Source organism: Streptomyces sp. 130 (assembly GCF_007096885.1).
Lineage (GTDB): Bacteria > Actinomycetota > Actinomycetes > Streptomycetales > Streptomycetaceae > Streptomyces.
Genome location: NZ_VJNO01000001.1, coordinates 208,698 through 232,693 on the forward strand (window position 1 = coordinate 208,698; position 23,996 = coordinate 232,693).

Annotated in this window: 20 protein-coding genes; 12 read left to right on the forward strand and 8 right to left on the reverse strand. The window is 73.1% G+C overall.

The features are described 5' to 3' along the window. Positions 1-7: 7 nt before the first annotated feature. Entirely contained in the window at positions 8-928 is a 921-nt protein-coding gene (bla, locus tag FKN01_RS00985) for a class A beta-lactamase (protein WP_143615753.1), read from the reverse strand. Between the two features lie 155 nt (positions 929-1,083). On the opposite strand from bla, the gene dusB reads away from it, so the two are divergent. The 4 genes from dusB (at position 1,084) to FKN01_RS01005 (ending at position 7,322) form a co-directional block, all read left to right on the forward strand. Beyond that, on the forward strand, positions 1,084-2,232 hold the full coding sequence (dusB, locus tag FKN01_RS00990) for a tRNA dihydrouridine synthase DusB (protein WP_143615754.1): 1,149 nt from the start codon (positions 1,084-1,086) through the stop codon (positions 2,230-2,232). Between the two features lie 418 nt (positions 2,233-2,650). Then, on the forward strand, positions 2,651-5,362 hold the full coding sequence (ppdK, locus tag FKN01_RS00995; protein ID WP_143615755.1) for a pyruvate, phosphate dikinase: 2,712 nt from the start codon (positions 2,651-2,653) through the stop codon (positions 5,360-5,362). A 436-nt stretch (positions 5,363-5,798) separates the two neighbouring features. Continuing rightward, positions 5,799-6,785, forward strand: coding sequence for a helix-turn-helix domain-containing protein (locus FKN01_RS01000; protein ID WP_185992690.1), 987 nt, complete (start codon positions 5,799-5,801; stop codon positions 6,783-6,785). 132 nt (positions 6,786-6,917) lie between these two features. Continuing rightward, positions 6,918-7,322: a VOC family protein gene (locus FKN01_RS01005; RefSeq protein ID WP_143615756.1), complete on the forward strand. Its 405-nt coding sequence runs from the start codon at positions 6,918-6,920 to the stop codon at positions 7,320-7,322. A 4-nt stretch (positions 7,323-7,326) separates the two neighbouring features. Here the strand turns inward: FKN01_RS01005 and FKN01_RS01010 are convergent, their stop codons facing one another. The 3 genes from FKN01_RS01010 to nirB form a co-directional block, all read right to left on the reverse strand. Beyond that, positions 7,327-8,265: an oxidoreductase gene (locus FKN01_RS01010; RefSeq protein ID WP_143615757.1), complete on the reverse strand. Its 939-nt coding sequence runs from the start codon at positions 8,263-8,265 to the stop codon at positions 7,327-7,329. 80 nt (positions 8,266-8,345) lie between these two features. Next, on the reverse strand, positions 8,346-8,705 hold the full coding sequence (gene nirD, locus FKN01_RS01015; RefSeq protein WP_143615758.1) for a nitrite reductase small subunit NirD: 360 nt from the start codon (positions 8,703-8,705) through the stop codon (positions 8,346-8,348). Further along, positions 8,705-11,299: a nitrite reductase large subunit NirB gene (gene nirB / locus FKN01_RS01020; RefSeq protein ID WP_143615759.1), complete on the reverse strand. Its 2,595-nt coding sequence runs from the start codon at positions 11,297-11,299 to the stop codon at positions 8,705-8,707. The genes nirD and nirB overlap by 1 nt, the downstream gene beginning before the upstream one ends. Positions 11,300-11,580: 281 nt before the next feature. On the opposite strand from nirB, the gene FKN01_RS01025 reads away from it, so the two are divergent. Continuing rightward, the gene (locus FKN01_RS01025) at positions 11,581-12,369 is read left to right on the forward strand and encodes a TSUP family transporter (protein ID WP_143615760.1); all 789 of its coding nucleotides are present in this window, start codon (positions 11,581-11,583) and stop codon (positions 12,367-12,369) included. An 18-nt stretch (positions 12,370-12,387) separates the two neighbouring features. On the opposite strand, the gene FKN01_RS01030 is transcribed toward FKN01_RS01025, so the two are convergent. From FKN01_RS01030 to FKN01_RS01040, 3 genes are all read right to left on the reverse strand, one after another. Then, positions 12,388-13,011, reverse strand: coding sequence for a class F sortase (locus FKN01_RS01030; RefSeq protein ID WP_143615761.1), 624 nt, complete (start codon positions 13,009-13,011; stop codon positions 12,388-12,390). Positions 13,012-13,110: 99 nt separating this feature from the next. Beyond that, positions 13,111-13,926 carry a hypothetical protein gene (locus tag FKN01_RS01035; protein WP_260696732.1) on the reverse strand — a complete coding sequence of 272 codons (816 nt, stop codon included), beginning with the start codon at positions 13,924-13,926 and terminating at the stop codon, positions 13,111-13,113. Between the two features lie 361 nt (positions 13,927-14,287). Continuing rightward, entirely contained in the window at positions 14,288-15,100 is an 813-nt protein-coding gene (locus FKN01_RS01040) for an aminotransferase class IV (RefSeq protein WP_143615762.1), read from the reverse strand. Positions 15,101-15,193: 93 nt separating this feature from the next. Here FKN01_RS01040 and FKN01_RS01045 point away from each other — a divergent pair, with 93 nt between their 5' ends. Continuing rightward, the gene (locus FKN01_RS01045; protein ID WP_143615763.1) at positions 15,194-15,817 is read left to right on the forward strand and encodes an NADPH-dependent FMN reductase; all 624 of its coding nucleotides are present in this window, start codon (positions 15,194-15,196) and stop codon (positions 15,815-15,817) included. Positions 15,818-15,884: 67 nt separating this feature from the next. Continuing rightward, positions 15,885-16,226, forward strand: coding sequence for a divalent-cation tolerance protein CutA (gene cutA / locus FKN01_RS01050; protein ID WP_143615764.1), 342 nt, complete (start codon positions 15,885-15,887; stop codon positions 16,224-16,226). Here the strand turns inward: cutA and FKN01_RS01055 are convergent. After that, positions 16,213-16,968 (reverse strand): vancomycin high temperature exclusion protein, encoded by a 756-nt coding sequence (locus FKN01_RS01055; protein WP_185992704.1) that lies wholly within the window; start codon positions 16,966-16,968, stop codon positions 16,213-16,215. The two genes, cutA and FKN01_RS01055, sit on opposite strands and share 14 nt — an antisense overlap. Before the next feature lie 136 nt (positions 16,969-17,104). Between FKN01_RS01055 and FKN01_RS01060 the strand changes: the two genes are divergently transcribed. The 5 genes from FKN01_RS01060 to dnaG all read left to right on the forward strand — a co-directional run bounded on the left by FKN01_RS01060 (position 17,105) and on the right by dnaG (position 23,830). Then, complete coding sequence (locus tag FKN01_RS01060; protein ID WP_143615978.1) at positions 17,105-17,908, forward strand: Cof-type HAD-IIB family hydrolase; 804 nt, start codon at positions 17,105-17,107, stop codon at positions 17,906-17,908. Between the two features lie 366 nt (positions 17,909-18,274). After that, positions 18,275-19,075 carry a sirohydrochlorin chelatase gene (locus tag FKN01_RS01065; RefSeq protein WP_143615765.1) on the forward strand — a complete coding sequence of 267 codons (801 nt, stop codon included), beginning with the start codon at positions 18,275-18,277 and terminating at the stop codon, positions 19,073-19,075. A 35-nt stretch (positions 19,076-19,110) separates the two neighbouring features. Then, positions 19,111-20,466 (forward strand): deoxyguanosinetriphosphate triphosphohydrolase, encoded by a 1,356-nt coding sequence (locus FKN01_RS01070; protein ID WP_185992691.1) that lies wholly within the window; start codon positions 19,111-19,113, stop codon positions 20,464-20,466. Between the two features lie 89 nt (positions 20,467-20,555). Next, the gene (locus tag FKN01_RS01075; RefSeq protein ID WP_143615766.1) at positions 20,556-21,815 is read left to right on the forward strand and encodes an NAD(P)/FAD-dependent oxidoreductase; all 1,260 of its coding nucleotides are present in this window, start codon (positions 20,556-20,558) and stop codon (positions 21,813-21,815) included. Positions 21,816-21,922: 107 nt separating this feature from the next. After that, positions 21,923-23,830, forward strand: a complete 1,908-nt coding sequence (gene dnaG / locus FKN01_RS01080; RefSeq protein WP_143615767.1) for a DNA primase — start codon at positions 21,923-21,925, stop codon at positions 23,828-23,830. Positions 23,831-23,996: the final 166 nt, after the last annotated feature.

Below are 23,996 nucleotides of genomic sequence, written 5' to 3' on the forward strand. Positions count from 1 at the left end.
AGTATGCCTAACTAACGACTGCTGCCGCCAGGGCCTTCGCCACGTCCCGGACCAGCGGGTGGTCGCCCGCCGCGCCGGAGGCACCCGCCGGCTTCGTCGTCAGCACCGCCAGGACCACAGGCGCGCCCTCCTCCGTCCACGCGACGCCCACGTCGTTGCACGAGCCGTAGAAGCCGCCGCCGGTCTTGTCGGCGACCGTCCACTCCGGCGGCAGCCCGGCCCGGAACCGCGTCCCGCTCGTCCGGCAGTTCAGCAGCCAGTGGGTCAGCAGCGCGCGGTCCCGGGGCTCCAGGGCGTTGCCCAGGACCAGCCGGGCGTAGTCGCGGGCGATCGCGGCCGGGGTCGTGGTGTCCGTGACCCGGCCCGGCTCGGCGGAATTCAGGTCGGGCTCCCAGCGGTCCAGCCGGGTCTCCCGGTCGCCGAGGGAGCGGGCGAAGCGGGTGACGGCTTGCGGGCCGCCCAGCTCGCGCAGCAGCAGATTGCCCGCTGTGTTGTCGCTGTCCCCGATGGCGGCGTCGCAGAGCCGGGCGATGCTCAGCCCGCTCGCGATGCTCTCCGGGGTGTCGGTGACCGGCGAATCGGAGACGCAGTCCGCCTTCGTGTAGTGGACCACCTTCTCCAGGACCTCGCCGTCCCGGTCCAGATCGCGCAGGACGGCCGCCGCGGCGAGCGTCTTGAACGTCGACAGCATCGGGAAGCGCTCGTCGGCCCGGTGCCGCACCGAGACCCCGGTGGCCACGTTGTACGCGAACGCGCCGACGCGGGCGCCGTGCGTCCGCTCCAGCTCGCGCAGCCGGGCCGTCGTGGAGCCGGCCGCGGCGCGGGCGGTGCCCGCCGTACCGAGGAGCAGCGCCCCGGCGCCGCCGAGCGCGAGCAGTCCGCGACGGCTGGGGGAGCCGAGAGTTAAGCGGGACATAGGCGTGGTCATGATTCATGTCTCCTTGGTTCGCCGAAAATCCTCACCGGCCCGTCGCCGGAATCCCCACGCTACGGCGGGGGTCCGACAGCGCCCCCCTCTTTCCCCCGTCCCGGCGGGGCGGGACGCCCCGGGGAGCAGTCTCCGGCGTACGGGACAATGGGGCCATGACCACGCTCGCCCCCTCGCCCTCGCTGCTCCGCATCGGCCCGCACACCGTGCAGCCGCCGGTGGTCCTCGCACCCATGGCCGGCATCACCAACGCCCCCTTCCGCACGCTGTGCCGGGAGTTCTCGGGCGGCAAGGGGCTCTTCGTCAGCGAGATGATCACGACGAGGGCCCTGGTCGAGCGCAACGAGAAGACCATGCAGCTCATCCACTTCGACGCGAGCGAGACCCCGCGCTCGATCCAGCTGTACGGAGTGGACCCGGACACGGTCGGCAAGGCGGTCAGCATGATCGTCGACGAGAACCTCGCCGACCACATCGACCTCAACTTCGGCTGCCCGGTCCCCAAGGTCACCCGCAAGGGCGGCGGCTCGGCCCTCCCGTACAAGCGGCCGCTGCTGCGCGCGATCCTGCACGAGGCGGTCTCCCGGGCCGGGGACCTGCCCGTGACGATCAAGATGCGCAAGGGCATCGACGACGACCACCTCACCTATCTCGACGCCGGCCGGATCGCCGTCGAGGAGGGCGTCACGGCGGTCGCCCTGCACGGCAGGACCACGGCCCAGCACTACGGCGGCACCGCCGACTGGGAGGCCATCGCCCGGCTCAAGGAGCACGTTCCGGAGATCCCGGTGCTGGGCAACGGCGACATCTGGTGCGCGGACGACGCGCTGCGCATGATGCGCGAGACCGGCTGCGACGGCGTGGTCGTGGGACGCGGCTGCCTGGGCCGCCCCTGGCTCTTCGGCGACCTCGTCAGCGCGTTCGAGGGGACGGGGACGAGGCAGGCGCCCACGCTGCGCACGGTCGCCGACGTCATGCTGCGCCACGCGACGCTGCTGGGGGAGTGGATCGGTGACGAGGCCCGGGGCGTGATCGACTTCCGCAAGCACGTCGCCTGGTACCTCAAGGGCTTCGCGGTGGGCTCCGAGATGCGCAAGAAGCTGGCGATCACCTCTTCGCTGGAGGAGCTGGGCTCCCAGCTCCAGGAGCTGGACCTCGACCAGCCCTGGCCGGACGGTGCCGACGGGCCGCGCGGGCGCACCTCGGGCAACAACCGGGTGGCCCTCCCGGACGGCTGGCTGAAGGACCCGTACGACTGCGCGGGCATCGGCGCCGACGCGGAGCTGGATACGTCCGGAGGCTGAGCGAGCGGTCGACGAATGGGGGGCACTGCGTGCCCCCCATTCGCATTTTCGCTCATCTGAGCGGTGCCACCATCGAGTGATTCTCGCCACCTTGAGAGGGGTGGTGCTCACATGAGCGCGAAAATCGGGGTTGCATTTCTCAAAGGGTGGCACTGAGTGTCAGGTGTCCGCACTTCGACCGATCGACGCTTCGATCACTTTCAGCCACTGAATCGCGGGTTCCGGTGGGCGCTGCGTCATCCTGTGTACGACTCCTGAAGGCGCGGTTCCGGAGGGCTTCCGGGCGGTCCGCTTTCGATCTGCTGGCGGACGGGTGGTTACGGCCGTACGACGCGCAAGCGCACATACCCAGACACCTTCGATCTGGGTATGTTCCTCGCCGTCAGGGCAGCCACCGCGTCTTCGAGGAGTCGAGACCGTGTCGGAAAACAACGCAGTGCAGAAGTTCGTCTACGACTTCACCGAAGGCAACAAGGATCTGAAGGACCTCCTCGGCGGGAAGGGCGCCAACCTCGCCGAGATGACCAACCTCGGGCTCCCCGTCCCGCCCGGCTTCACCATCACCACCGAGGCGTGCAAGGTCTACCTGGACAGCGGTGAGGAGCCGGCCGCCCTCCGCGACGAGGTGAGTGCGCACCTCGACGCCCTGGAGAGGCGGATGGGCAAGAAGCTGGGCCAGGCCGACGACCCGCTGCTGGTCTCCGTGCGGTCCGGCGCCAAGTTCTCGATGCCCGGGATGATGGACACCGTCCTCAACATCGGCCTCTCCGACGCCTCCGTGGCGGGCCTCGCCGCCCAGGCCGGCGACGAGCGGTTCGCGTGGGACTCCTACCGCCGGCTGATCCAGATGTTCGGCAAGACCGTGCTCGGCGTGGACGGCGAGCTCTTCGAAGAGGCGCTGGAGGCCGCGAAGGAGGCCAAGGGCGTCAAGGTCGACGTCGACCTCGACGCGGGCGACCTGAAGAAGCTGGTCAAGGAGTTCAAGAAGATCGTCGCGCGGGACGCCGGCCGGGACTTCCCGCAGGACGCGCGCGAGCAGATGGACCTGGCCATAAAGGCGGTCTTCGACTCGTGGAACACCGACCGGGCCAAGCTCTACCGCCGCCAGGAGCGCATCCCCGGCGACCTCGGCACCGCCGTCAACGTCTGCTCGATGGTCTTCGGCAACCTCGGCCCCGACTCCGGTACGGGCGTCGCCTTCACGCGTGACCCGGCCGGCGGCCACCAGGGCGTCTACGGCGACTACCTCCAGAACGCGCAGGGCGAGGACGTCGTCGCGGGCATCCGCAACACCGTGCCGCTCGCCGAGCTGGAGGCGATCGACAAGCAGTCGTACGACCAGCTGCTGAAGATCATGGAGACGCTGGAGACCCACTACAAGGACCTCTGCGACATCGAGTTCACCATCGAGCGCGGCCACCTGTGGATGCTGCAGACCCGGGTCGGCAAGCGCACCGCCGGTGCCGCCTTCCGGATCGCGACCCAGCTGGTGGACCAGGGGCTCATCGACGAGGCCGAGGCCCTCCAGCGGGTCAACGGCGCCCAGCTCGCCCAGCTGATGTTCCCGCGCTTCGACGACACCGCGAAGACCCGGCGGCTCGGCCGGGGCATCGCCGCCTCGCCCGGCGCGGCGGTCGGCAAGGCGGTCTTCGACTCGTACACCGCCGTCAAGTGGTCCCGGTCCGGCGAGAAGGTCATCCTGATCCGCCGCGAGACCAACCCGGACGACCTGGACGGCATGATCGCCGCCGAGGGCATCCTCACCTCGCGCGGCGGGAAGACCTCGCACGCCGCGGTCGTCGCCCGGGGCATGGGCAAGACCTGTGTCTGCGGCGCCGAGGAGATCGAGGTCGACACCAAGCGCCGGCGCCTGACGGTCGGGGACGTCGTCGTGGAGGAGGGCGACCTGGTCTCCGTCGACGGCTCCACCGGCAAGGTGTACCTCGGCGAGGTGCCCGTCGTGCCGTCCCCCGTGGTCGAGTACTTCGAGGGCCGGATGCACGCGGGCGCCGACGACGCCGACGAACTGGTCGCCGCCGTGCACCGGATCATGGCGTACGCGGACCGGATGCGCCGGCTGCGGGTGCGGGCCAACGCGGACAGCGCGGAGGACGCCCTGCGCGCCCGCCGCTTCGGCGCCCAGGGCATCGGCCTGTGCCGCACCGAGCACATGTTCCTCGGCGAGCGCCGCGAATTGGTCGAGAAGCTGATCCTGGCCGACACCGACCAGGAGCGCGAGACGGCCCTGGAACAGCTTCTCCCGCTCCAGAAGGCGGACTTCATCGAGCTGTTCGAGGCGATGGACGGACTGCCGGTCACCGTACGGCTGCTGGACCCGCCGCTGCACGAGTTCCTGCCGGACATCACGGAGCTCTCGGTGCGGGTGGCGCTCGCCGAGGCCCGCAAGGACGCCAACGAGAACGACCTCAGGCTCCTCCAGGCCGTGCACAAGCTGCACGAGCAGAACCCGATGCTGGGGCTGCGCGGGGTGCGCCTCGGCCTGGTCATCCCCGGGCTGTTCGCCATGCAGGTGCGGGCCATCGCCGAGGCGGCCGCCGCCCGCAAGAACGCCAAGGGCGACCCGCGCGCCGAGATCATGATCCCGCTCGTCGGCACGGTCCAGGAGCTGGAGATCGTCCGCGAGGAGGCGGACCGGGTCATCGCCGAGGTCCAGGCCGCCACCGGCACCGACCTCAAGCTGAAGATCGGCACCATGATCGAGCTGCCGCGCGCCGCGCTGACCGCCGGGCAGATCGCGGAGGCGGCGGAGTTCTTCTCCTTCGGCACCAACGACCTGACCCAGACGGTGTGGGGCTTCTCCCGCGACGACGTGGAGGCGTCGTTCTTCACCGCCTACCTGGAGAAGGGCATCTTCGGGGTGTCGCCGTTCGAGACGATCGACAAGGACGGCGTCGGCTCCCTGGTCAAGAACGCCGTCGCGGCCGGCCGGGCGACCCGGCCCGACCTGAAGCTGGGCATCTGCGGGGAGCACGGCGGCGACCCCGAGTCGGTGCACTTCTTCCACGAGGCCGGTCTCGACTACGTCTCCTGCTCGCCGTTCCGCATTCCGGTGGCACGTCTTGAGGCGGGCCGCGCGGCGGCCGGGGCGCGGGCCAGCGACAGCCGCTGACGCGGCATTCCGGAGGCGGCGGCACCCCGTGCGGGGGTGCCGCCGCCTTGCCGTGCGGAACCGAGGTCGTGCGCCGTTGTCATGTCCCGGTAAATGCAATGTCCCGTGTCCATTGCTTCGTTTAATGCGCAAAGAAATCGAGTTGAACGGACCGGGGTGCGGCCCCTGGATCCCCATCCACGGGCCGCACCCGGCTTACCCCCATCGAGTGCGGAGCCGCACCTTTGCCAACCGCCGCCGAACGAGCAAAACCCCCCACGGCCTTCACTCGCTCTTCCGGTGGCTCCGGAATCGCACCCGACGGCGTACAGCTTTTCGTCCGGCGGCCGGTCCCGGCGAGGCGTTTCACCTCTGGCCGAAACCCCGTGGTGACGTGCTGTTACGATTCGCATACTCTTGCGAGGGGGTAATTGCAGGTGCAAGGGGTGGGAGTTCGGTGCTGCGTATCCATGTCTCCGGATGGGACCTTTCCAGGGTGCGGATGGCCTCCGGGCCGGACGCGCTGTGGGAGACAATTCTCAGCTTTCACCGGCTGAGGGACCGGAGGGCTTCCGCGGTCTTCGGGAAATGGCGCACCGAAACGCGCCCACGGTTGAGCGGTGAAGTGCGTCTGCTGTCCGCGGTGGTCCCGCAGCGCGGCTATTTCCCCGACTTCCTGACGCCTTCTCAGGAAAGCGCCGAACCGCTCGGGGCCGACGCCGCGATGGAAGCCGTGCGCGCCACTCCGCCCGACCGCCTGCGCGCCGAGATCGCCCTCCTGGAGGACCCCGGCGCCCGGCGCGCCGCCCGCCTCGACCCCCTGCGCGAGGGCGGCGCCGAGCCCCTGGCCCGCCTCGTCGGCGCCTTACGCGACTACCACCGCGCCGCCGTCGAGCCGTACTGGCCGCACATCCGGTCCGCCGTCGAGGCCGACCGCGCGATCCGGGGCCGCGCCCTCCTGGACGGCGGCGCCGACGAACTGCTCGCCTCGCTGCCCCCGGTCATCCGGTGGCGGGCGCCCGTCCTGGAGGCGGACTACCCCGTGGACCGCGATCTCCACCTGCACGGGCGCGGGCTGCTCCTCCAGCCGTCCTACTTCTGCCGGGGCACCCCCGTCGTCCTGCGCGACCCCTTGCTCCCGCCGGTCCTGGTCTACCCGGTGGCCCACCCGGCCGCCCCCGCCTTCGCCGAGCCGGGCCCCTCGCTCGGCCGGCTCCTCGGGCAGACCCGCTCCACGGTCCTGCGGGCCATCGGCGACGGCTGCACCACCAGCGAGCTGGCCCGGCGCGCCGGGGTCTCCCTGGCCTCGGCCAGCCAGCACGCCTGCGTCCTGCGCGAGGCGGGGCTCGTCCACACCCTGCGGCACGGCAGCTCCGTCCAGCACACCCTGACCCCGCTGGGCGGCTCGCTGCTGAGGGGCGGGGCGCCGGTTCCGGTTTCGTGAGGGGCCTCGTACGGAAAGGATCTGCGGCCGCACCGATGAGTTCCGGGCGGCCCCCTCGTCCTATCTGTCGAGAAGCGTTCGCGGACAGCGTGCGCGGACAGCGTTCGCAGCCACCGAGAGAGTGAGACGGCCATGCCCCAGATGATCTTCGTGAACCTGCCGGTCAAGGACCTGGAGACGTCGAAGGACTTCTTCGCGAAGCTGGGCTACTCCTTCAACCCGCAGTTCAGCGACGAGCGCACCGCCTGCCTCGTCATCAGCGACACGATCTTCGCCATGCTCCTCCAGGAGGAGCGCTTCAAGGACTTCACCAAGAAGGAGATCGCGGACGCCGCCGCGTCCACCGAGGTGATCCTCGCGCTCAGCGCCGACAGCCGCGAGAAGGTGGACGAACTGGCCGACGCCGCCCTCGCCAACGGCGGAACGCCCGCCAACGAGCCGCAGGACCTCGGCTTCATGTACGGCCGCTCCTTCCAGGACCCGGACCACCACATGTGGGAGGTCATCTGGATGGACCCGTCCGCCGTCGAGGGCTGAGCCGTCAGGGGCGGGCCGGCCGCAGCCCCGCGTACGTCACGCCGGTCAGCTGCTCCGAGGCCACCCACAGGCGCTCGCCCGCCACATCGCCGCGCGTCCAGCCCGCCCGCCAGGCCGGGCCCGGCGCGCCGCGCCAGCCCAGCACCCGGGGGCCGGTGAAGGAGTCGGGGCGCACGCCCGGCGCGGTCGCCGCGTACAGCGTGGGCAGGGCGCCGGCCGACGCGGGCTGGGCGAGGACGCGGCTGCCGAACCGGATGATCCGCTCCGCCGTCCGGCGGTTCTCCATCCGGACGGCCGCCGTCTGGAGGTTGGTCGAGGCGACACCGGGATGTGCGGCGGCGGCGACCAGCGTGCTGCCGGCCGCCGCGAGCCGCCGGGCCAGCTCGTGGACGAAGAGCAGATTCGCGGTCTTCGAGCGGCCGTAGGCGGTCCAGCGGCGGTAGTCCCGCTCGCTGTTGAGGTCGCCCATGTCGATGTTGCCCAGGGCGTGCAGCCCGCTGGAGACGGTCACCACCCGGGCGCCTCCGGTGGCCAGCAGCTTCGGCAGCAGCAGCCCGGTGAGCGCGAAGTGCCCGAGGTGGTTGACGCCGAACTGGGTCTCGAAGCCGTCGGCGGTCCGCCCGTACGGGAGGGCCATCACCCCGGCGTTGTTGACCAGCAGGTCGAGCCGGTCCGCCCGGAAGTCCGCGGCGAACGCGCGCACGGAGGACAGGTCGGCCAGATCGAGCGGGGCGAACACGACGTCCGCGCCGCGCACCGCGTACCGGATGCGGGCCGCCGCCTCCTCGCCGCGCCGCTCGTCGCGGCAGGCGAGCAGCACCCTGGCCCCGCGGCGGGCCAGCTCGCGGGCGGTGATGAGCCCGATGCCGCTGTTGGCACCCGTCACCACGGCCGTGCGGCCGGTCTGGTCGGGAATGTCGCGCGCGCTCCAGCCCTGGGTCATGGATCAAGCCTACGACCGGGGGCGCGGACGGCCGGAAGCGCCCGTTCGATGCGCTTCCGGCCGTCTTTGGGCGGCGGCGCTCAGTCCGCGCGTACCTCGAAGACCGGTACGCGGACCTCGTCGTCGTCCAGGCAGGCGCCCGTCACCAGGTCGAACCGCTGCTTGAGCAGGGGCGACGCGACGAAGGGCTGCCCGCCCTCCGAGCCGAGCAGGCCGCGCGAGAGGACATAGGCCCCGGTGAACGGGTCGCGGTTGTCGATGGCGTACGTCCGCCCCGCCCGGTCCAGGAAGAGCGCGACCTGCCGGCCGTCCGGGAGGAGGGCGGCGACCCCGCGGCCGGGGGTCAGCTGCGAGCGGTCGCACACCGTGAGCCAGCCGTCCCCGGCGGCGAGCCGGACGGTCCGGGTGTCCTGCGCGGTGGCCGGCGTCTGCGTGGTCATCAGGAGGCGGTCCCTTCGAGAGTGCGGATGGCGAGAACCGGGCCCGCGAGGATGTCCAGGTCCGGCTTGACCTGGTCGCGTTCCGGGACGAACTTCACCGACGGGTCGGGCGCGTCGGGCGCGTTGACGAAGGTGACGAACCGGCGCAGCCGCTCGGGGTCGTTGATGGTCTCGGCCCACTCGTCGCGGTAGCCGCGGACGTGGTCGGCCATCAGCCGCTCCAGCTCCTCGCAGAGCCCCAGCTTGTCGTGCACGACGACGTCCCGGACGTGCTCCAGGCCGCCCTCGATGCGCTCCAGCCAGGCCGAGGTGCGCTCCAGCCGGTCCGCGGTGCGGATGTAGAACATCAGGAACCGGTCGATCAGCCGGACCAGTTCGGCGTCGGACAGGTCCTGGGCGAGCAGGTCGGCGTGGCGCGGGGTGGCGCCGCCGTTGCCGCCCACGTAGAGATTCCAGCCGCCGGCCGTGGCGATGATCCCGAAGTCCTTGCCCCGGGCCTCCGCGCACTCCCGGGCGCACCCCGAGACCGCCGACTTCAGCTTGTGCGGGGCGCGCAGGCCCCGGTAACGCAGCTCCAGGTCGATCGCCATCCGCACGGAGTCCTGCACGCCGTAGCGGCACCAGGTCTGCCCGACGCAGGACTTGACCGTGCGCAGCGACTTCCCGTACGCGTGCCCGGACTCGAAGCCCGCGTCGACGAGCCGGGTCCAGATCAGCGGGAGCTGGTCGACGCGGGCGCCGAACAGGTCGATGCGCTGACCGCCGGTGATCTTGGTGTAGAGCCCGAAGTCGCGGGCCACCTCGCCGATCACGATCAGCTTCTCCGGGGTGATCTCGCCGCCGGGAATGCGCGGCACGATCGAATAGGAGCCGTTGCGCTGGAGGTTGGCGAGGAAGTGGTCGTTGGTGTCCTGGAGGGCCGCCTGCTCGCCGTCCAGGACATAGCCGCTGGCGCCGACCGTCGGGGCGAGCGAGGCGATGACCGAGCCGACCGCCGGCTTGCACACCTCGCAGCCGTCGCCGCCGCGCGCCGCCTCCCGCCCGTGGGAGTCGAGGAGGTCCGCGTACGAGGTGACGCGCAGGGTGCGCACGATCTCGTACAGCTCGCTGCGGGTGTACGCGAAGCAGCCGCACAGGCCCGCGTCCGCGCTCTGCGGGAGCAGCTGGCCGATCACCTTGAGGCAGCTGCCGCAGCCGGTGCCGGCCTTGGTGCACTTCTTCACCTCGGGCAGCGTGGTGTGCTCGCGGATCGCGCCCTTGGTGACGTTGTGGCAGGAGCAGATCACCGCCTCGTCGGGCAGTGCGGACGGGCCGAGCGCCACCGGGCCGCCCGCCCCGGCCGGGAGCACCAGCTGCTCCGGGGCGACCGGCAGCACGCTCCCGGTCATCGGGCGCAGCGTGCCGTACTGGTCGGCGTCGCCGACGAGGACCCCGCCGAGCAGGGTGCCGTCCGCGGCCATCACCAGCTTCTTGTAGACGCCGGAGCGGGCGTCCGCGTACACCACGTCCAGGCAGCCCTCGGTGGTGCCGTGCGCGTCGCCGAACGAGGCCACGTCCACGCCGAGCAGCTTCAGCTTGGTCGACAGGTCGGCGCCGGTGAACGCGGCCTCCTTCCCGGCGATCACCTCGGCGGCCGTCAGCGCCATCTCGTAGCCCGGCGCCACCAGTCCGTAGACCCGGCCGTCCGGGGCGAGCGCGCACTCGCCGATCGCGAAGACCGCGGGGTCGGAGGTCCGGCACTGCTCGTCCACGACGATCCCGCCGCGCTCCCCGACCGCGAGCCCGCACTCCCGGGCCAGCTGGTCGCGCGGGCGCACCCCGGCCGAGAACACCACCAGGTCCGTGGCCAGCGCGGACCCGTCGGAGAGCGCCATCCCGGTCACCGCGCCGTCCTCGCCCGCGGTCACCTCCTGCGTACCGACCCCGGTGTGGACGGTCAGGCCCATGTCCTCGATGGTGCGCAGCAGCGCGGCGCCGCCGCCCTCGTCCACCTGGACCGGCATCAGCCGGGGCGCGAACTCCACCACGTGCGTGTCCAGGCCGAGGCCCTTCAGCGCGCCGGCCGCCTCCAGGCCGAGCAGCCCGCCGCCGACCACCGCGCCGGTCGTCGCGTTCTTCGCGTACTCCTCGATGGCGAGCAGGTCCTCGATCGTCCGGTAGACGAAGCAGCCGGTGCTGTCCTTGCCGGGGACCGGCGGCACGAAGGGGTAGGACCCGGTCGCGAGCACCAGCGTGTCGTACGCGAAGACCTCGCCGGACCGCGCGGTGACCGTACGGGCCGTGCGGTCCACGGCCACCGCCGGGTCCCCGAGCCGCAGCTCGAAGCCGTGCCGCTCCATGAAGCCGTCCTCGGCCAGCGCCAGCTCGTCCGGGGTCCTCCCCGCGAAGTACGAGGTCAGCTGGACCCGGTCGTAGGCGGCGCGGGGCTCCTCGCACAGGACGACGACGCGGGCGGTCCCGGCGGCGCCGGTGAGACCGCGCTCGGCCAGGGCCTCCAGGAAACGCTGGCCGACCATCCCGTGCCCGACGACCACGAGCGTCGGCACGGCGGCGGGGCCTGAGGTGGGGGCGGTCGGGGGAGTGGACACCGGCATCTCGGGCCTCCGTCGTCGGTGGGCGGGTTCGGCAGGGCCACAGGCGCCGGGCCTGTGTGCTCATGTCCCAGAGCGTGTCGCGGCGGTGTTACCCGGCCGGTTCCCCGCTGTTTCCCGGGAGGAACCTTGCGCTCAGCACCTGCGGAAAAGGTCTGTGAGGCGGTCGGCGGAGGCCGGAAAAGGGGCCTTGTCCTGCGGAAACCTCAGAGTTGGCTCAACTTTCCCGGTGCGGGCCCGCACCGGTTGGACTGTGCGCGCATCCGCTCCATAGGGTCGTGCTCATGCCGGACATCACCCTGACCACCCTGGTCGTGCTGTGCCTCGCCGCCGCCGCGGCGGGCTGGGTCGACGCGGTGGTCGGCGGCGGCGGACTGCTCCTGCTGCCCGCGCTGCTGCTCGGCCTGCCGCACCTGCCGGCCGCGCAGATCCTCGGCACGAACAAGGCGGTCGCCATCGTCGGCACCTCGGGCGCCGCCGTCACCTACGCGCGCAGGGCACCGGTGAAGGTGGGCACGGCGGTGCGGATCGGGTGCGCGGCCCTGGCCGGGTCGATGACCGGCGCGTTCTTCGCGGCCGGGATCAGCAGCGAGGTGCTGCGCCCGGTGATCATGGTGGTGCTGCTGGCCGTCGCCGCGTTCGTGATGCTGCGGCCCCAGTTCGGCCGGGCCGCCGGGGACGGCGTCCCGCCGCTGGTCACCCGGGCCCGCAGGATCACCGCGATCGTCCTGGTGGGCGGCGGTATCGGCCTGTACGACGGGCTCTTCGGACCCGGTACGGGCACCTTCCTGGTGCTCGCCCTGACCGCCGTGCTCCACCTCGACCTGGTGACCGCGTCGGCGACCGCGAAGATCGTCAACGTCTGCACCAACGCCGGAGCGCTGGCGATGTTCGCCCACCAGGGCAACGTGCTGTGGCAGCTGGCGGCGCTGATGGCGGTGTTCAACCTGGCGGGCGGGCTGCTGGGGGCGCGGATGGCGCTGCGCAAGGGCAGCGAGTTCGTCCGCGGGGTGCTGCTGGTGGTGGTGTTCTCGCTGGTCGCGAAGCTCGGGTTCGACCAGTGGCAGAGCTGACGCCTCGTGCGGCGGGGCTCAGCGCACGTCCGTGAGGTGGGCGTACGCCACCACGTTCCCCCGGTAGCCGGTCGCTTCTGAGTATCCGCCGCCGCAGGTGATCAGCCGCAGCGAGGCGTGCGCGGTGGCGCCGTAGACCCGCTGGTCCGGGAAGTCGTCGTTCTCGTACACCTCGATCGCGTCGAGCGTGAAGACGGCGGTGCGGCCGTCCTGCCGGTCCACCTCGACGCTGCTGCCCTTCTTCAGGGAGCCCAGGTCGTAGAAGACGGACGGGCCCTGCGCGTTGTCGACGTGGCCGGCGACGATCGCGGTGCCCTTGGCGCCGGGCGGCGTGCCGTCCTTGTACCAGCCGACGATGTCCGTGTTCCCGGCCGGCGGCACGTCCAGGCTGCCGTCGGCCCCGAGCCCGAGCCGCATCATCGGCGCGTCGACCCGGATGGCGGGAATCCGGATGCGTACGGGGGCGGAGGGGCGCAGCGGCTCGGCGACCGGGGAGCCGGGCAGCAGGGCGGGCCCGGCGGCGAACGCCTGGGCGGCGGCCGGGCCCGGCGGGGTGAGCCGGGTGCCCGCGCCGTTCTGGATCAGCCAGACACCGGCCAGCGCCACGACGACGAGCAGCCAGCCCTTGGCCTTCTGGGACACGGTGGTCCTCCGGGGTACGGAAGCGGGAAACGGTCCCGTCCCGGTGGCGCGGGGCCACCGGGACGGACACCGGGCGGTACGGAGGGGTGGATGCCTCCGTCAGCCGGCGTCCCGCGTGCCGCTCGCCCGGCGACGCAGGAGCCAGGCTCCGCCGACGGCGGCAGCGGCGATTACGCCGGCTCCCGCCGCGATCTGGGTGGTGTCCGGGCCGACGCTGCCGCCGACTCCGGTCTTCACGTGCCCCGAGGGAGCGGTGGGCGCGGCCGAGGTCCGGTGCCCGGAGGGCGTCTCGCGGCCGGACCCGTTCTCGTCCCAGTCGGATGATCCGGTCGGGCGGCTGGTGGGGGCGGGGCGCTCGGCGGGCGTGGTGCGGGCGGCCTCGGCGGGGGCGTCCGGGACGAGGGCGGGGCCGGCGGCCTCGGCGTCGAGGCCGTCCAGACCGTCCAGGCCCTCCGTGTCCTCGTCGCCGCCCAGGCCCTCCAGGTCGGAGAAGTCGTACGCGGGCGAGTCGGCGGCGCCCGCGGAGTCCTCGTCGCGCGAGGAGCCCGCGGCCTTCACCTCGATCTCGCCGGTGGCCCGCTCGCCGTTCGCGCAGTCCACGCCGATGTCGTACGTCCCGGGTGCGACGCCGCCGGGCACCCGGAAGGTGCCGGCCAGGGCGTCTTCGAGGGAGACGGGCGCCAGCGGGAACTTTGGGGCGTCCAGCGCGCTCGCGTCACCGGTGGCGGTGCTGTCGCCGCCGCAGGCGGTGGTGTCCACGGTCACCGTGGCACCCGGAGCGGCGCCGGCCGGGGTGATCCGCAGCGATGCCCGCTCGTCCCCGTACGCGGACGGGGCGGCGGCGCCGAGGCCGAGCGCGGCGGCGGCCAGGGCCGCGGCGGCGGTGCCGGTCACGAGTCGGGCGGGACGGAGCATGGGGGTTTCCTCCGGGCAGAAGGCGCTGGGCGGGTGTTCCTGGCTCCGAGCCAACAGCCGGACCGGCCCCCATGCCTGTTGACATCGAGTCAGCTTTCACCCGTCCGGCCCGGCACGGCCTCCTTGCCGGGCGGCGTCGTCGCAGGTCACAGGGGCGACGGTGGATGCGGTGCGTGGTCCCTGACCCCCTGGTGCCGTTCGGGTGACGGCCCCGTCAGGGAGTGTGATGTACGTCACATGCGTGAGCCGTCGCTGAGCGGGAACACGCATCACAACCCCCCACGGGACGGTGTGCGCAGCCGCCCCCGGCCGACGCCCCCTCCGGACCTCTCCCCCCTGGGCCCGGAGGGGGCGGACTGCGTCAGGGGTGCGGCAGGACCGGCTCGCCCGGCGCGCCGTCGTAGGCCGCCGCCAGTCGCCTCATCAGCTCCGCGTCGACCGTGAACGCGGTGCCGTCGATCCGGGAGACCGGAGCCATGCCCAGCGAGTTGGTGAGGAACGCCGACCGGAACGCCCCGAGCCCGTCCAGGGTCACCGGACGGTGCAGCGACGGCAGGCCCGCGCCCGGAAGCTCGCGTACCAGGACGCCCATGGTCACTCCGGACAGGGCCGGGGCCTGCGGCCAGGTGATCGCACTCCCGTCCCAGAAGCCGATGTTGGCGACCGTCCCCTCGGTCACCGAGCCGTCGGGCAGGGTCAGCAGCGCGTCGTCGTAACCGGCGCGGCGGGCCAGGTCCGCGTAGTAGACCTGGCCGAACTCGCCGGGCCGCTTGAGGTGCGCGGCGGTCCGGGCGAACGGGACGGACATCAGGGCCTTGGGTTCCGGAGGCATCCCGCCCGGCTCCCGGACCGTCACCATCACCGTCGTCGCGGTGCTCCCCGGCGGCAGGTACCCGTGCACCCGCAGCGAGGCGTCCGTCCTGCCCGCGCTCTCCAGCGCGTGCCGGATCAGCCGGCGCACGAGCTCCCCGTCCAGGGGGAGTCGGAACAGCTCGCGGTTGGCCGCGTCCAGCCGGGCCAGGTGCAGTTCCAGGCCGCGCACCCGGCCCGCGCGCACCTGCATCGCCGTGAAGTGGCCGTAGTTGAAGAAGAGTGCCCGGCGCAGATCGTCCTCGGTTGCGGGCCGGCCGTCGAACTCGGCGTACGGGAGGCCCGCCGCTGCTGGGGTCGTCATGCGGCCACGGTATGCGGCCGCGGCCGGCCGGCGGGAGGCCCGTTCCCGGACGCGCTTGACCTCAACCATGGTTGATGTACGAACGTCTCCGCCATGGACCTCAACACCGCGGAATCCACCGCCACCGCCCTGTCCGAGACCGGCCCCCTGAAGGTGGCCGTCATCCTCGCCAGCAACCGCGAGGGCCGGTTCGCCCCCGTCATCGCCGACTGGTTCCTGGCCCACGCCGACGCCCATCCCGCGCTCACCACGGATGTGCTCGACGTCGCCGCCCTCGACCTGCCGACCGCCCTCTCCTACCGGCTGGAGCCCGGGGCCGGGAAGGTGCTGGCCGGGGTCGCGGACCGGCTGGCCGGGGCGGACGCGTTCGTCGTCGTCACCCCCGAGTACAACCACTCCTACCCGGCGCCCCTGAAGAACCTCATCGACTGGCACCGCGACGAGTGGCAGGCCAAGCCCGTCGCGTTCGTCTCCTACGGCGGGGTCTCCGGCGGACTGCGCGCGGTCGAGCACCTGCGCCAGGTCTTCGCCGAGCTGCACACCGTCTCGATCCGCGACACCGTCTCCTTCCACAACGCGGGCGCCCAGTTCGACGACGAGGGCAGGCACCGCGACCCGGCCGGGCCGGACGCCGCCGTGAAGACGCTGCTCGACCAGCTCGTCTGGTGGGGCCGCGCGCTGCGGGACGCGAAGCGGGCGCACCCGTACGGCGGCTGATGGCGCGGCGGGGGGCGGGACCCCACAATCGACGGGGGACCGCCCACCACCGCGAGGAGACGCCGAAGTGACGACGACGCCGGCATGGCTGACCGTGCTGACCACGACGGACAGCGAGGAGAAGGCCAGGGACCTGGCGCGGGCCATGGTCGAGGCGCGGCTCGCCGCCTGCGTCCAGATCTCCGCGCCCGTCACCTCGGTCTACCGCTGGCAGAACGCCGTCGAGGCCACCGAGGAGTGGCAGCTGCTGATCAAGACGACGGCCGAGCGCTACGAGGAGCTGGAGGCCCACCTCCAGGAGGCGCACGACTACGAGACCCCGGAGATCATCGCCCTGCCGATCCTCCGGGGCAGCGCCCGCTATCTGGGCTGGGTCTCCGCCGAGACGGCCCCGGTCACCTCGGTCTGAGGGGCGGCCGGCGGGAGGCCGCCGCCAGCGCGTCGTCCACGCCCCGTTCCCGGGGGCCGAGGAAGTGCGGGTCCGGTTCGAAGAGGGCGTCGAGCGCCGCCTTGCCCGCCGCGAACACCTCCCGCGTGGCGCCGTAGCACCAGGTGGCGTCGTGCTTCGCGGCCACCCCGACCCCGTACGCGTCGATCCCCGCCGCCCGGCACAGCGCGATGGCCCGGCGGATGTGGAAGCCCTGGCTCACCAGCACCGCCCGGTCGACGCCGAAGATCCGCTTCGCCCGCACGCAGGAGTCCCAGGTGTCGAAGCCCGCGAAGTCGCTGACGATCCGGTCGTCCGGCACGCCCTGCCCGACCAGGAACGCCCGCATCGCGTCCGGCTCGTCGTACTCCGCGCGGCTGTTGTCCCCGGTCACCAGGACGACCTTCACCCTGCCGTCCCGGTAGAGCGCGGCGGCCGTCCGCAGCCGGTCCGCGAGATACGGGGACGGCTTCCCGTCCCACAACCCCGCCCCGAACACCACCGCGACCTGCCGGGCGGGCACGTCCTCGACGGTCCTGACCCGGGCATCGGCCACCACATGCAGCCAGGTCGCCGGCGCGAGGGCGAGCACACACGCGGCCATCACCCCCCGCACGGCCCGCCGCCGCCCCCGACGGGTCCTCGGCAGCCGGGGCCGCAGCCGGCGGGCGGCCCCCAGCAGCCGGGCGCCCGGCACCCGTTCACTCCCCGGCGTCCGCCGCATCCGCACCCTCACGCGCCCCCACCCCACTCGTCCGCGCCCGTCTCCGGGGTCCTGCTCCAGGGGACGGTCCGAAGGCGGAAAGGGTTCACGGCCCGCCTGAACGCCCGCGTAGGATCGGGCGATGTCGCTTCCACGGTTGATCGCCTCCGATCTCGACGGCACCCTGCTGCGCGGCGACGGCTCCCTCTCGCCCCGGACCCTGCGCGCCCTGCGGACCGCCGAGGAGGCCGGGGCGGAGATCGTCATCGTGACCGCCCGGCCGCCCCGCTTCGTGGACCGGCTGGCCGAGGCCACCGGACTCGTGGGCGCGGCGGTGTGCAGCAACGGCGCCCTCGTCTACGACATGGCGAGCCGCAGCGTCGTCTCCTCGCAGCCGCTGCCCCTGACCGTGGCCCGGCAGGTCGCCACCGCGCTCGCCGCGGCCGTCCCCGGCGTCGGCTTCGCCCTGGAGACCGGCAACCAGGTCTTCTACGAACCGGCCTACCGGCTGCGCTTCGGCGAGGACGCGGACGCCGAACTCCCGGTCGCCTCCCTCGCCGACCTGTGGCTCACCGAGGCCCCGGTGACCAAGCTGCTCGCCTGGTCGGAACAGCTCGACGCGGACACCCTGCTCGCCGCCGCCCGCCAGGGGGCCGGCGACACCGTCCAGCTGACCCACTCCGGCGGGCGCGGCCTGCTGGAGATCAGCGCGCCCGGCGTCCACAAGGCCGGCGCGCTCGCGGCGCTCTGCGCGGAGCGGGGCATCGAGGCGGCGGACGTCATCGCGTTCGGCGACATGCCCAACGACCTCACCGTCCTCACCTGGGCCGGTACGGGCTACGCCATGGCCAACGCCCACCCGTCGGTGCTGGCCGCCGTCCCGACGCACGCCCGGACCAACGAGGAGGACGGGGTGGCCCAGGTCATCGAGCACCTGTTCGCGGTGCGGGGGAGGGGTTGAGGGAGCGCCGGACTTCTCGGCCGCCGTCGTGCTTCCCTCGTGAGGTGTCGGGAAGCCCCTGTGGCTGTCGTGCGACGCCCAGGTCGTCGAGCGTCTGCTGGCGGTGCGGGGGAGGGGTTGAGGGCGCGCCGGGCTTTTCGGCCGCTGTCGTGTTGCCCTCGTGAGGTGCCGGGAAACCCGTGTGGCTGTCGTGCGACGGGGAGGGCGTGGCGGTCCAGGTCGTCGAGCGTCTGTTCGCGGTGCGGGGGAGGGGCTGAGGGGACGCCGGGCTTTTCGGCCGCCGTCGTGCTTTCCCCGTGAGGCGCCGGAAAACGCCCGTGACCGCCGTGCAACGCCCCGGCAACGTCCGTCCGCGACCATCACCCCATGCACCGCATCCGGCACCTTCCCCCGCCCGGCCCCGCGAACCCCCCGGCGTCCGCCGCCCCCGCACTGGTCGCCGTCGCCCACGGCAGCCGGGACCCCCGCACACCGCGCACCGTGGCCGCGCTCCTGGACCGGGTCCGCGAACTGCGCCCCGGGCTCGACGTCCGCCTCGGCCACATAGAGCTCAACGCGCCGCTCCTGCCGGACGCCCTGCACGCCCTCGGCGCCGGCGAGGCCGTCCTCGTACCGCTGCTGCTCGGGCGCGGGCATCACGTCAAGCACGACATCCCCGCGTCCGTCGCGGGCGCCCCCGCCCTGCGGGCCCGGGTCGCCGCGCCGCTCGGGCCGCACCCGCTGCTGGTGGAGGCGCTGCACGACCGGCTCACCGAGGCGGGCTGGCAGGCCGGGGACCGCGACGGCGCCGTCGTCCTCGCCGCCGCCGGGTCGCGCGACCCCGAATCGGCCGCCGACACCCGGCATACCGCGCGGCTCCTCGGGGAACGGCTCGGCGGCGTGCCCGTCGTACCCGCCTACGCCTCCGCCGCCTCGCCCACCGTGCCCGCCACCGTGCGGGCGCTCGCCGCCCGGGGCCACCGCCGGATCGCCGTCGCCTCGTACTTCACCGCCCCGGGCCGCTTCGCCTCGGCCGCCGCCGCCCACGCGCCGTGGATCGCCGCCGCCCCGCTCGGGGCCCACCCCGCGCTGGCCCGGCTGCTCCTGCGCCGCTACGACCAGGCGCGCGCGGCCGGAGCGGCCACGTACGACATACCCATGAACACACGTTTCCCCGCCTCCGCCTGACCCGTCCCGCCGGTGCGGCGGATTACTGTCGGACCATGAACGGCACGGACGGCACCCAGCTGAACGGCACGGACGGCACGGACGGCACCCGGCATCCCGGTACGGCGCCCTACGGCCCCGCCGACGCCGAGCGCTGGGACCCCGAGCCGGACAAACGCCCCGGCCGCACCGCCTTCCAGCGCGACCGCGCCCGCGTGCTGCACTCCGCCGCGCTGCGCAGGCTCGCCGGGAAGACCCAGGTCGTCACGCCCGGCACCCGCGGCCCCGCCTGGGACGCCAGCCCGCGCACCCGGCTCACCCACTCCCTGGAGTGCGCCCAGGTCGGCCGCGAGCTCGGCGCCGCCCTCGGCTGCGACCCCGACCTGGTGGAGGCCGCCTGCCTCTCCCACGACATGGGACACCCGCCTTTCGGCCACAACGGCGAACAGGCGCTCAACGACTTCGCCTCCGACTGCGGCGGCTTCGAGGGCAACGCCCAGTCGCTGCGGCTGCTCACCCGCCTCGAACCCAAGCGCTTCGTCCCCGACACCCGCACCGGCGACCTGGTCAGCGTCGGCCTCAACCTCACCCGCGCCGCCCTCGACGCCGCCACCAAGTACCCCTGGCCCCGGGGCGCCCACCCCACCGACCCCGGCTCGCCCAAATTCGGCGTCTACGAGGACGACCTGCCCGTCTTCCACTGGTTCCGCGAGGGCGCGCCCCGCGACCGCAAGTGCTTCGAGGCCCAGGTCATGGACTGGTCCGACGACGTGGCGTACTCCGTGCACGACTTCGAGGACGGGCTGCACGCGGGTCACATCGACCCCAACTGCCTGGAGGCCGAGCCGGAGCGCCGCGACATCTGGGCCGTCGCCGTCGGCCGCTACGTCCCCGCCGACACCGACCCGCAGGAGCTGGCCGACGCGCTCGACCGGCTCATCGCCCAGGAGTGGTGGCCGCACGGCTACGACGGGTCCGCCGTCGCCCAGGCCCGGCTTAAGGACGCCACCAGCCAGCTGATCGGCCGTTTCTGCCTCGCCGCCGAGACCGCCACCCGCCGGCGCCACGGCACCGGACGCCTCACCCGTTACGCCGCCGAGCTCGTCGTCCCGCGCGCCACCCGCAACGAGTGCGCGGTGCTCAAGGCCATCGCCGACCGTTACGTGATGCAGCGCGCCGAGCAGGAGGAGATCCGCGCCGACCAGCGCGTCGTCATCGCCGAGCTGGCCGCCGCGCTCACCGCCCGCGCCCCCGAAGGGCTCGAACCGCAGCTGCGCGCGCTCTACGGGGCGGCGCCCGACGACCGCGCCCGCAAGCGGGTCCTCGTCGACCAGATCGCCGCCCTCACCGACGCCTCCGCCCGCGCCCTGCACGCCCACCTCACCCGGGAGGGCGTCCGCCACCGGGAGTGACCTGATCGGGCCGCACCCCCTTCCCCCACTACGCTGCGTGCGGGACGCTCGCAGTTGGCGCCGCGCAGCAAGCACCGAGGAGGCATCACGTGGTCGACGCACATCGGACGTTCGTCATCGTCGGCGGAGGGCTGGCCGGGGCGAAGGCAGCCCAGACGCTCCGGTCGGAGGGGTTCAGCGGCCGGGTCATCCTGATCGGCGACGAGCGCGACCATCCCTACGAACGTCCGCCGCTGTCCAAGGGCTACCTGACCGGGAAGGACGACCGCGACAGCGTCTTCGTCCACCGGACCGCCTGGTACGCGGGCGCCGAGATCGAGCTCCACCTCGGCCAGTCCGTCACCGCCCTGAACCGCGAGGCGCGCACCGTGGAGACGGGCGACGGCACCGTCATCCACTACGACAAGCTGCTCCTCGCCACCGGCGCCGAACCCCGCCGCCTCGACGTCCCCGGCACCGACCTGGCCGGCGTCCACCATCTGCGCCGCCTCGCCCACGCCGACCGGCTGCGCAACGTGCTGGCCGCCCTCGGCCGCGACAACGGCCACCTGGTCATCGCCGGGGCCGGCTGGATCGGCCTGGAGGTCGCGGCGGCCGCCCGCGGCTACGGCGCCGAGGTCACCGTGGTCGAACCGGAGGCGACCCCGCTGCTCCGGGTCGTCGGACCGGAGGTCGGCCAGATCTTCACCGAGCTCCACAGCGACCACGGCGTCCGCTTCCACTTCGGCGGCCGGCTCACCGAGATCGTCGGCCAGGACGGCATGGTCCTCGCCGTGCGCACCGACGACGGCGAGGAGCACCCCGCCCACGACGTCCTCGCCGCGATCGGCGCCGCCCCGCGCACCGCGCTCGCGGAGGCGGCCGGCCTGGAGATCGCCCCGCGCGAGGAGGGCGGCGGCATCGCCGTCGACGCCTCGCTGCGCACCAGCGACCCGCACATCTACGCCGCCGGCGACGTGGCGAGCGCCGCCCATCCGCTGCTCGGGACCCGGCTGCGGGTCGAACACTGGGCCAACGCGCTGAACGGCGGCCCGGCCGCGGCCCGCGCCATGCTCGGCCAGGACGTCGCCTACGACCGGGTGCCCTACTTCTTCTCCGACCAGTACGACCTGGGTCTGGAGTACTCCGGCTGGGCCCCGCCCGGCGCCTACGACCAGGTGGTCATCCGGGGCGACGCGGGCAAGCGCCGGTTCATCGCGTTCTGGCTGAAGGACCGCACCGTGCTCGCCGGGATGAACGTCAACGTGTGGGACGTCACGGAACACGTCCAGAAGCTGATCAGGGCCGGCCGGCCGGTCGACCCGGACGCCCTGGCCGACCCCTCGGTCCCCCTGGAAAGCCTGGTCTGAGCGGCCCCGGGCCGGTGCGCGGGCTCCTGCTCCCCGCCTCCGCGCCGGCCCGTGGCCGACCCCCGCCCGCGCCGTCGCCGTCCGAGCCCACCCGTAGACTTCAGTGCGTGGCAGGCAGGATCAATGACGACGATGTGAAGGCGGTACGGGACGCGGTCCCGATCGACGCCGTCGTGTCCGAGTACCTCCAGCTGCGCAACGCGGGCGGGGGCAACCTCAAGGGCCTGTGCCCCTTCCACGACGAGAAGTCCCCCTCCTTCCAGGTCAGTCCGAGCAAGGGCCTCTTCCACTGCTTCGGCTGCCAGGAGGGCGGCGACACGATCGCCTTCGTGCAGAAGATCGACCACCTGACCTTCGCGGAGGTGGTCGAGCGGCTCGCCGCCAAGGCGGGCATCACCCTGCGCTACGAGGAGGGCGGCTACAACCCCTCCCACCAGCGCGGCGAGCGGATCAGACTGGTCGAGGCGCACAAGGCGGCCGCCCAGTTCTACGTGGACCAGCTGAACGGCCCCGAGGCCGAGATCGGCCGCGCGTTCCTCGCCGAGCGGGGCTTCGACCAGGCCGCCGCCGCGCACTTCGGGGTCGGCTACAGCCCGGCCGGCTGGGACCACCTCACCCGCTTCCTGCGCGGCAAGGGCTTCAGCGACAAGGAGCTGATCACCTCCGGCCTCTCCCAGGACGGCAGGCGCGGCCCCATCGACCGCTTCCGGGGCCGCCTGATGTGGCCCATCCGCGACACCGCCGGGGACGTCGTCGGCTTCGGCGCCCGCAAGCTCCGCGACGACGACAACGGCCCGAAGTACCTCAACACCCCCGAGACCCCGATCTACAAGAAGTCCCAGGTGCTCTACGGCATCGACCTGGCCAAGAAGGACATCGCCAAGTCCAGCCGGGCCGTCGTCGTCGAGGGCTACACCGACGTGATGGCCTGCCACCTCGCCGGGGTCACCACCGCCATCGCCACCTGCGGCACCGCCTTCGGCGGCGACCACATCAAGATCCTGCGCCGCCTCCTCATGGACAACGGCAGCGCCCGGGTGATCTTCACCTTCGACGGCGACGCGGCCGGCCAGAAGGCCGCCCTGCGCGCCTTCGAGGACGACCAGAAGTTCGCCGCCGAGACCTACATCGCCATCGCCCCGGACAACATGGACCCGTGCGACCTGCGCCTGGTCAAGGGCGACGACGCCGTCCGCGACCTGGTCGAACCGCGCACCCCGCTCTTCGAGTTCGCGCTGCGCCAGATCGTCGGGCGGTACGACCTGGAGACCCCGGCCGGCCGCGCCGCCGCGCTGGACGAGGCCGCCCCCGTCGTCGCCAAGATCAAGACGGGCAGCGTCCAGCGCGAGGTCGCCGTCCAGCTGGCCGGCTTCATCGGCATCCTGGACCAGGAGTACGTCGTCCACCGGATCAACCAGCTCGCCCAGTGGGCCCGGGGCCGGGGCGGCGACCGGCGCGGACCCGCCCCCGCCGCCCGCGGGGGCGCCCGCCACCAGCCGGTCCAGGCCCCGCCCGCCCCCTCGGGCCCCGCGCTCAACCTCCGCAGCCCCGCCCACCGCACCGAGCGCGAACTCCTCAAGCTCGCCCTCCAGCGCCCCGAGCTGGTCGCGCCCGCCTTCGACGCCTACGGGGCCGACGAGTTCACCGCACCGCCCTACGCCGCCGTGCGCCAGTGCATCGAGGAGGCGGGCGGTGCCGAACAGGGACTCGCCGACAGCCGCGAATACCTCGTCCGGGTCCTCGACGCCACCCCCAGCGAATCCGTCCGCAAGCTGATCACCGAGCTCGCGGTCGAGGTCTTCCACGGCAAGACCATCGACGAGGCCTACGCCGGGGAGCACCTGGTCAAGGTCCGCCTGCGCGCCGTCGACCGCCGGATCAACGACGTCCAGAGCAGCCTGGCCCGCCTCGGCAGCAATGTGGCCCCCGACCACCTCGCCGCCGCGCAGAACGAGGTCTGGGTCCTCCAGCAGTACGCCCAGACCCTGCGCAACCACGGCGCCGCCGCCCTCTGACCCGGGGCCCGCGACCCAGGGCCTGTAACGGAGCGGACTCAGAAAGTCACCGCACGCCCCTCGTGGCGGCTGTGTGCCGTACCCCACACTGGATGGCGGTGCCCTGAGTCATCGGAGCGCGGCCCCACCCCCGCGGTCCGGCAGCGATCACCTGGAGGTCGCCCCC

What these genes read in the sequence shown, in the direction of transcription:
- FKN01_RS01065 (WP_143615765.1), top strand. Translation starts at nt 18,275, where the DNA reads ATGCACCGCATCCGGCACCTTCCCCCGCCCGGCCCCGCGAACCCCCCG.
- FKN01_RS01010 (WP_143615757.1), bottom strand. Translation starts at nt 8,265, where the DNA reads ATGACCCAGGGCTGGAGCGCGCGCGACATTCCCGACCAGACCGGCCGC.
- FKN01_RS01055 (WP_185992704.1), bottom strand. Translation starts at nt 16,968, where the DNA reads ATGCGGCGGACGCCGGGGAGTGAACGGGTGCCGGGCGCCCGGCTGCTG.
- FKN01_RS01070 (WP_185992691.1), top strand. Translation starts at nt 19,111, where the DNA reads ATGAACGGCACGGACGGCACCCAGCTGAACGGCACGGACGGCACGGAC.
- nirB (WP_143615759.1), bottom strand. Translation starts at nt 11,299, where the DNA reads ATGCCGGTGTCCACTCCCCCGACCGCCCCCACCTCAGGCCCCGCCGCC.
- FKN01_RS01045 (WP_143615763.1), top strand. Translation starts at nt 15,194, where the DNA reads ATGGACCTCAACACCGCGGAATCCACCGCCACCGCCCTGTCCGAGACC.
- FKN01_RS01005 (WP_143615756.1), top strand. Translation starts at nt 6,918, where the DNA reads ATGCCCCAGATGATCTTCGTGAACCTGCCGGTCAAGGACCTGGAGACG.
- FKN01_RS01040 (WP_143615762.1), bottom strand. Translation starts at nt 15,100, where the DNA reads ATGACGACCCCAGCAGCGGCGGGCCTCCCGTACGCCGAGTTCGACGGC.
- nirD (WP_143615758.1), bottom strand. Translation starts at nt 8,705, where the DNA reads ATGACCACGCAGACGCCGGCCACCGCGCAGGACACCCGGACCGTCCGG.
- dusB (WP_143615754.1), top strand. Translation starts at nt 1,084, where the DNA reads ATGACCACGCTCGCCCCCTCGCCCTCGCTGCTCCGCATCGGCCCGCAC.
- bla (WP_143615753.1), bottom strand. Translation starts at nt 928, where the DNA reads ATGACCACGCCTATGTCCCGCTTAACTCTCGGCTCCCCCAGCCGTCGC.
- FKN01_RS01025 (WP_143615760.1), top strand. Translation starts at nt 11,581, where the DNA reads ATGCCGGACATCACCCTGACCACCCTGGTCGTGCTGTGCCTCGCCGCC.
- FKN01_RS01035 (WP_260696732.1), bottom strand. Translation starts at nt 13,926, where the DNA reads ATGCTCCGTCCCGCCCGACTCGTGACCGGCACCGCCGCCGCGGCCCTG.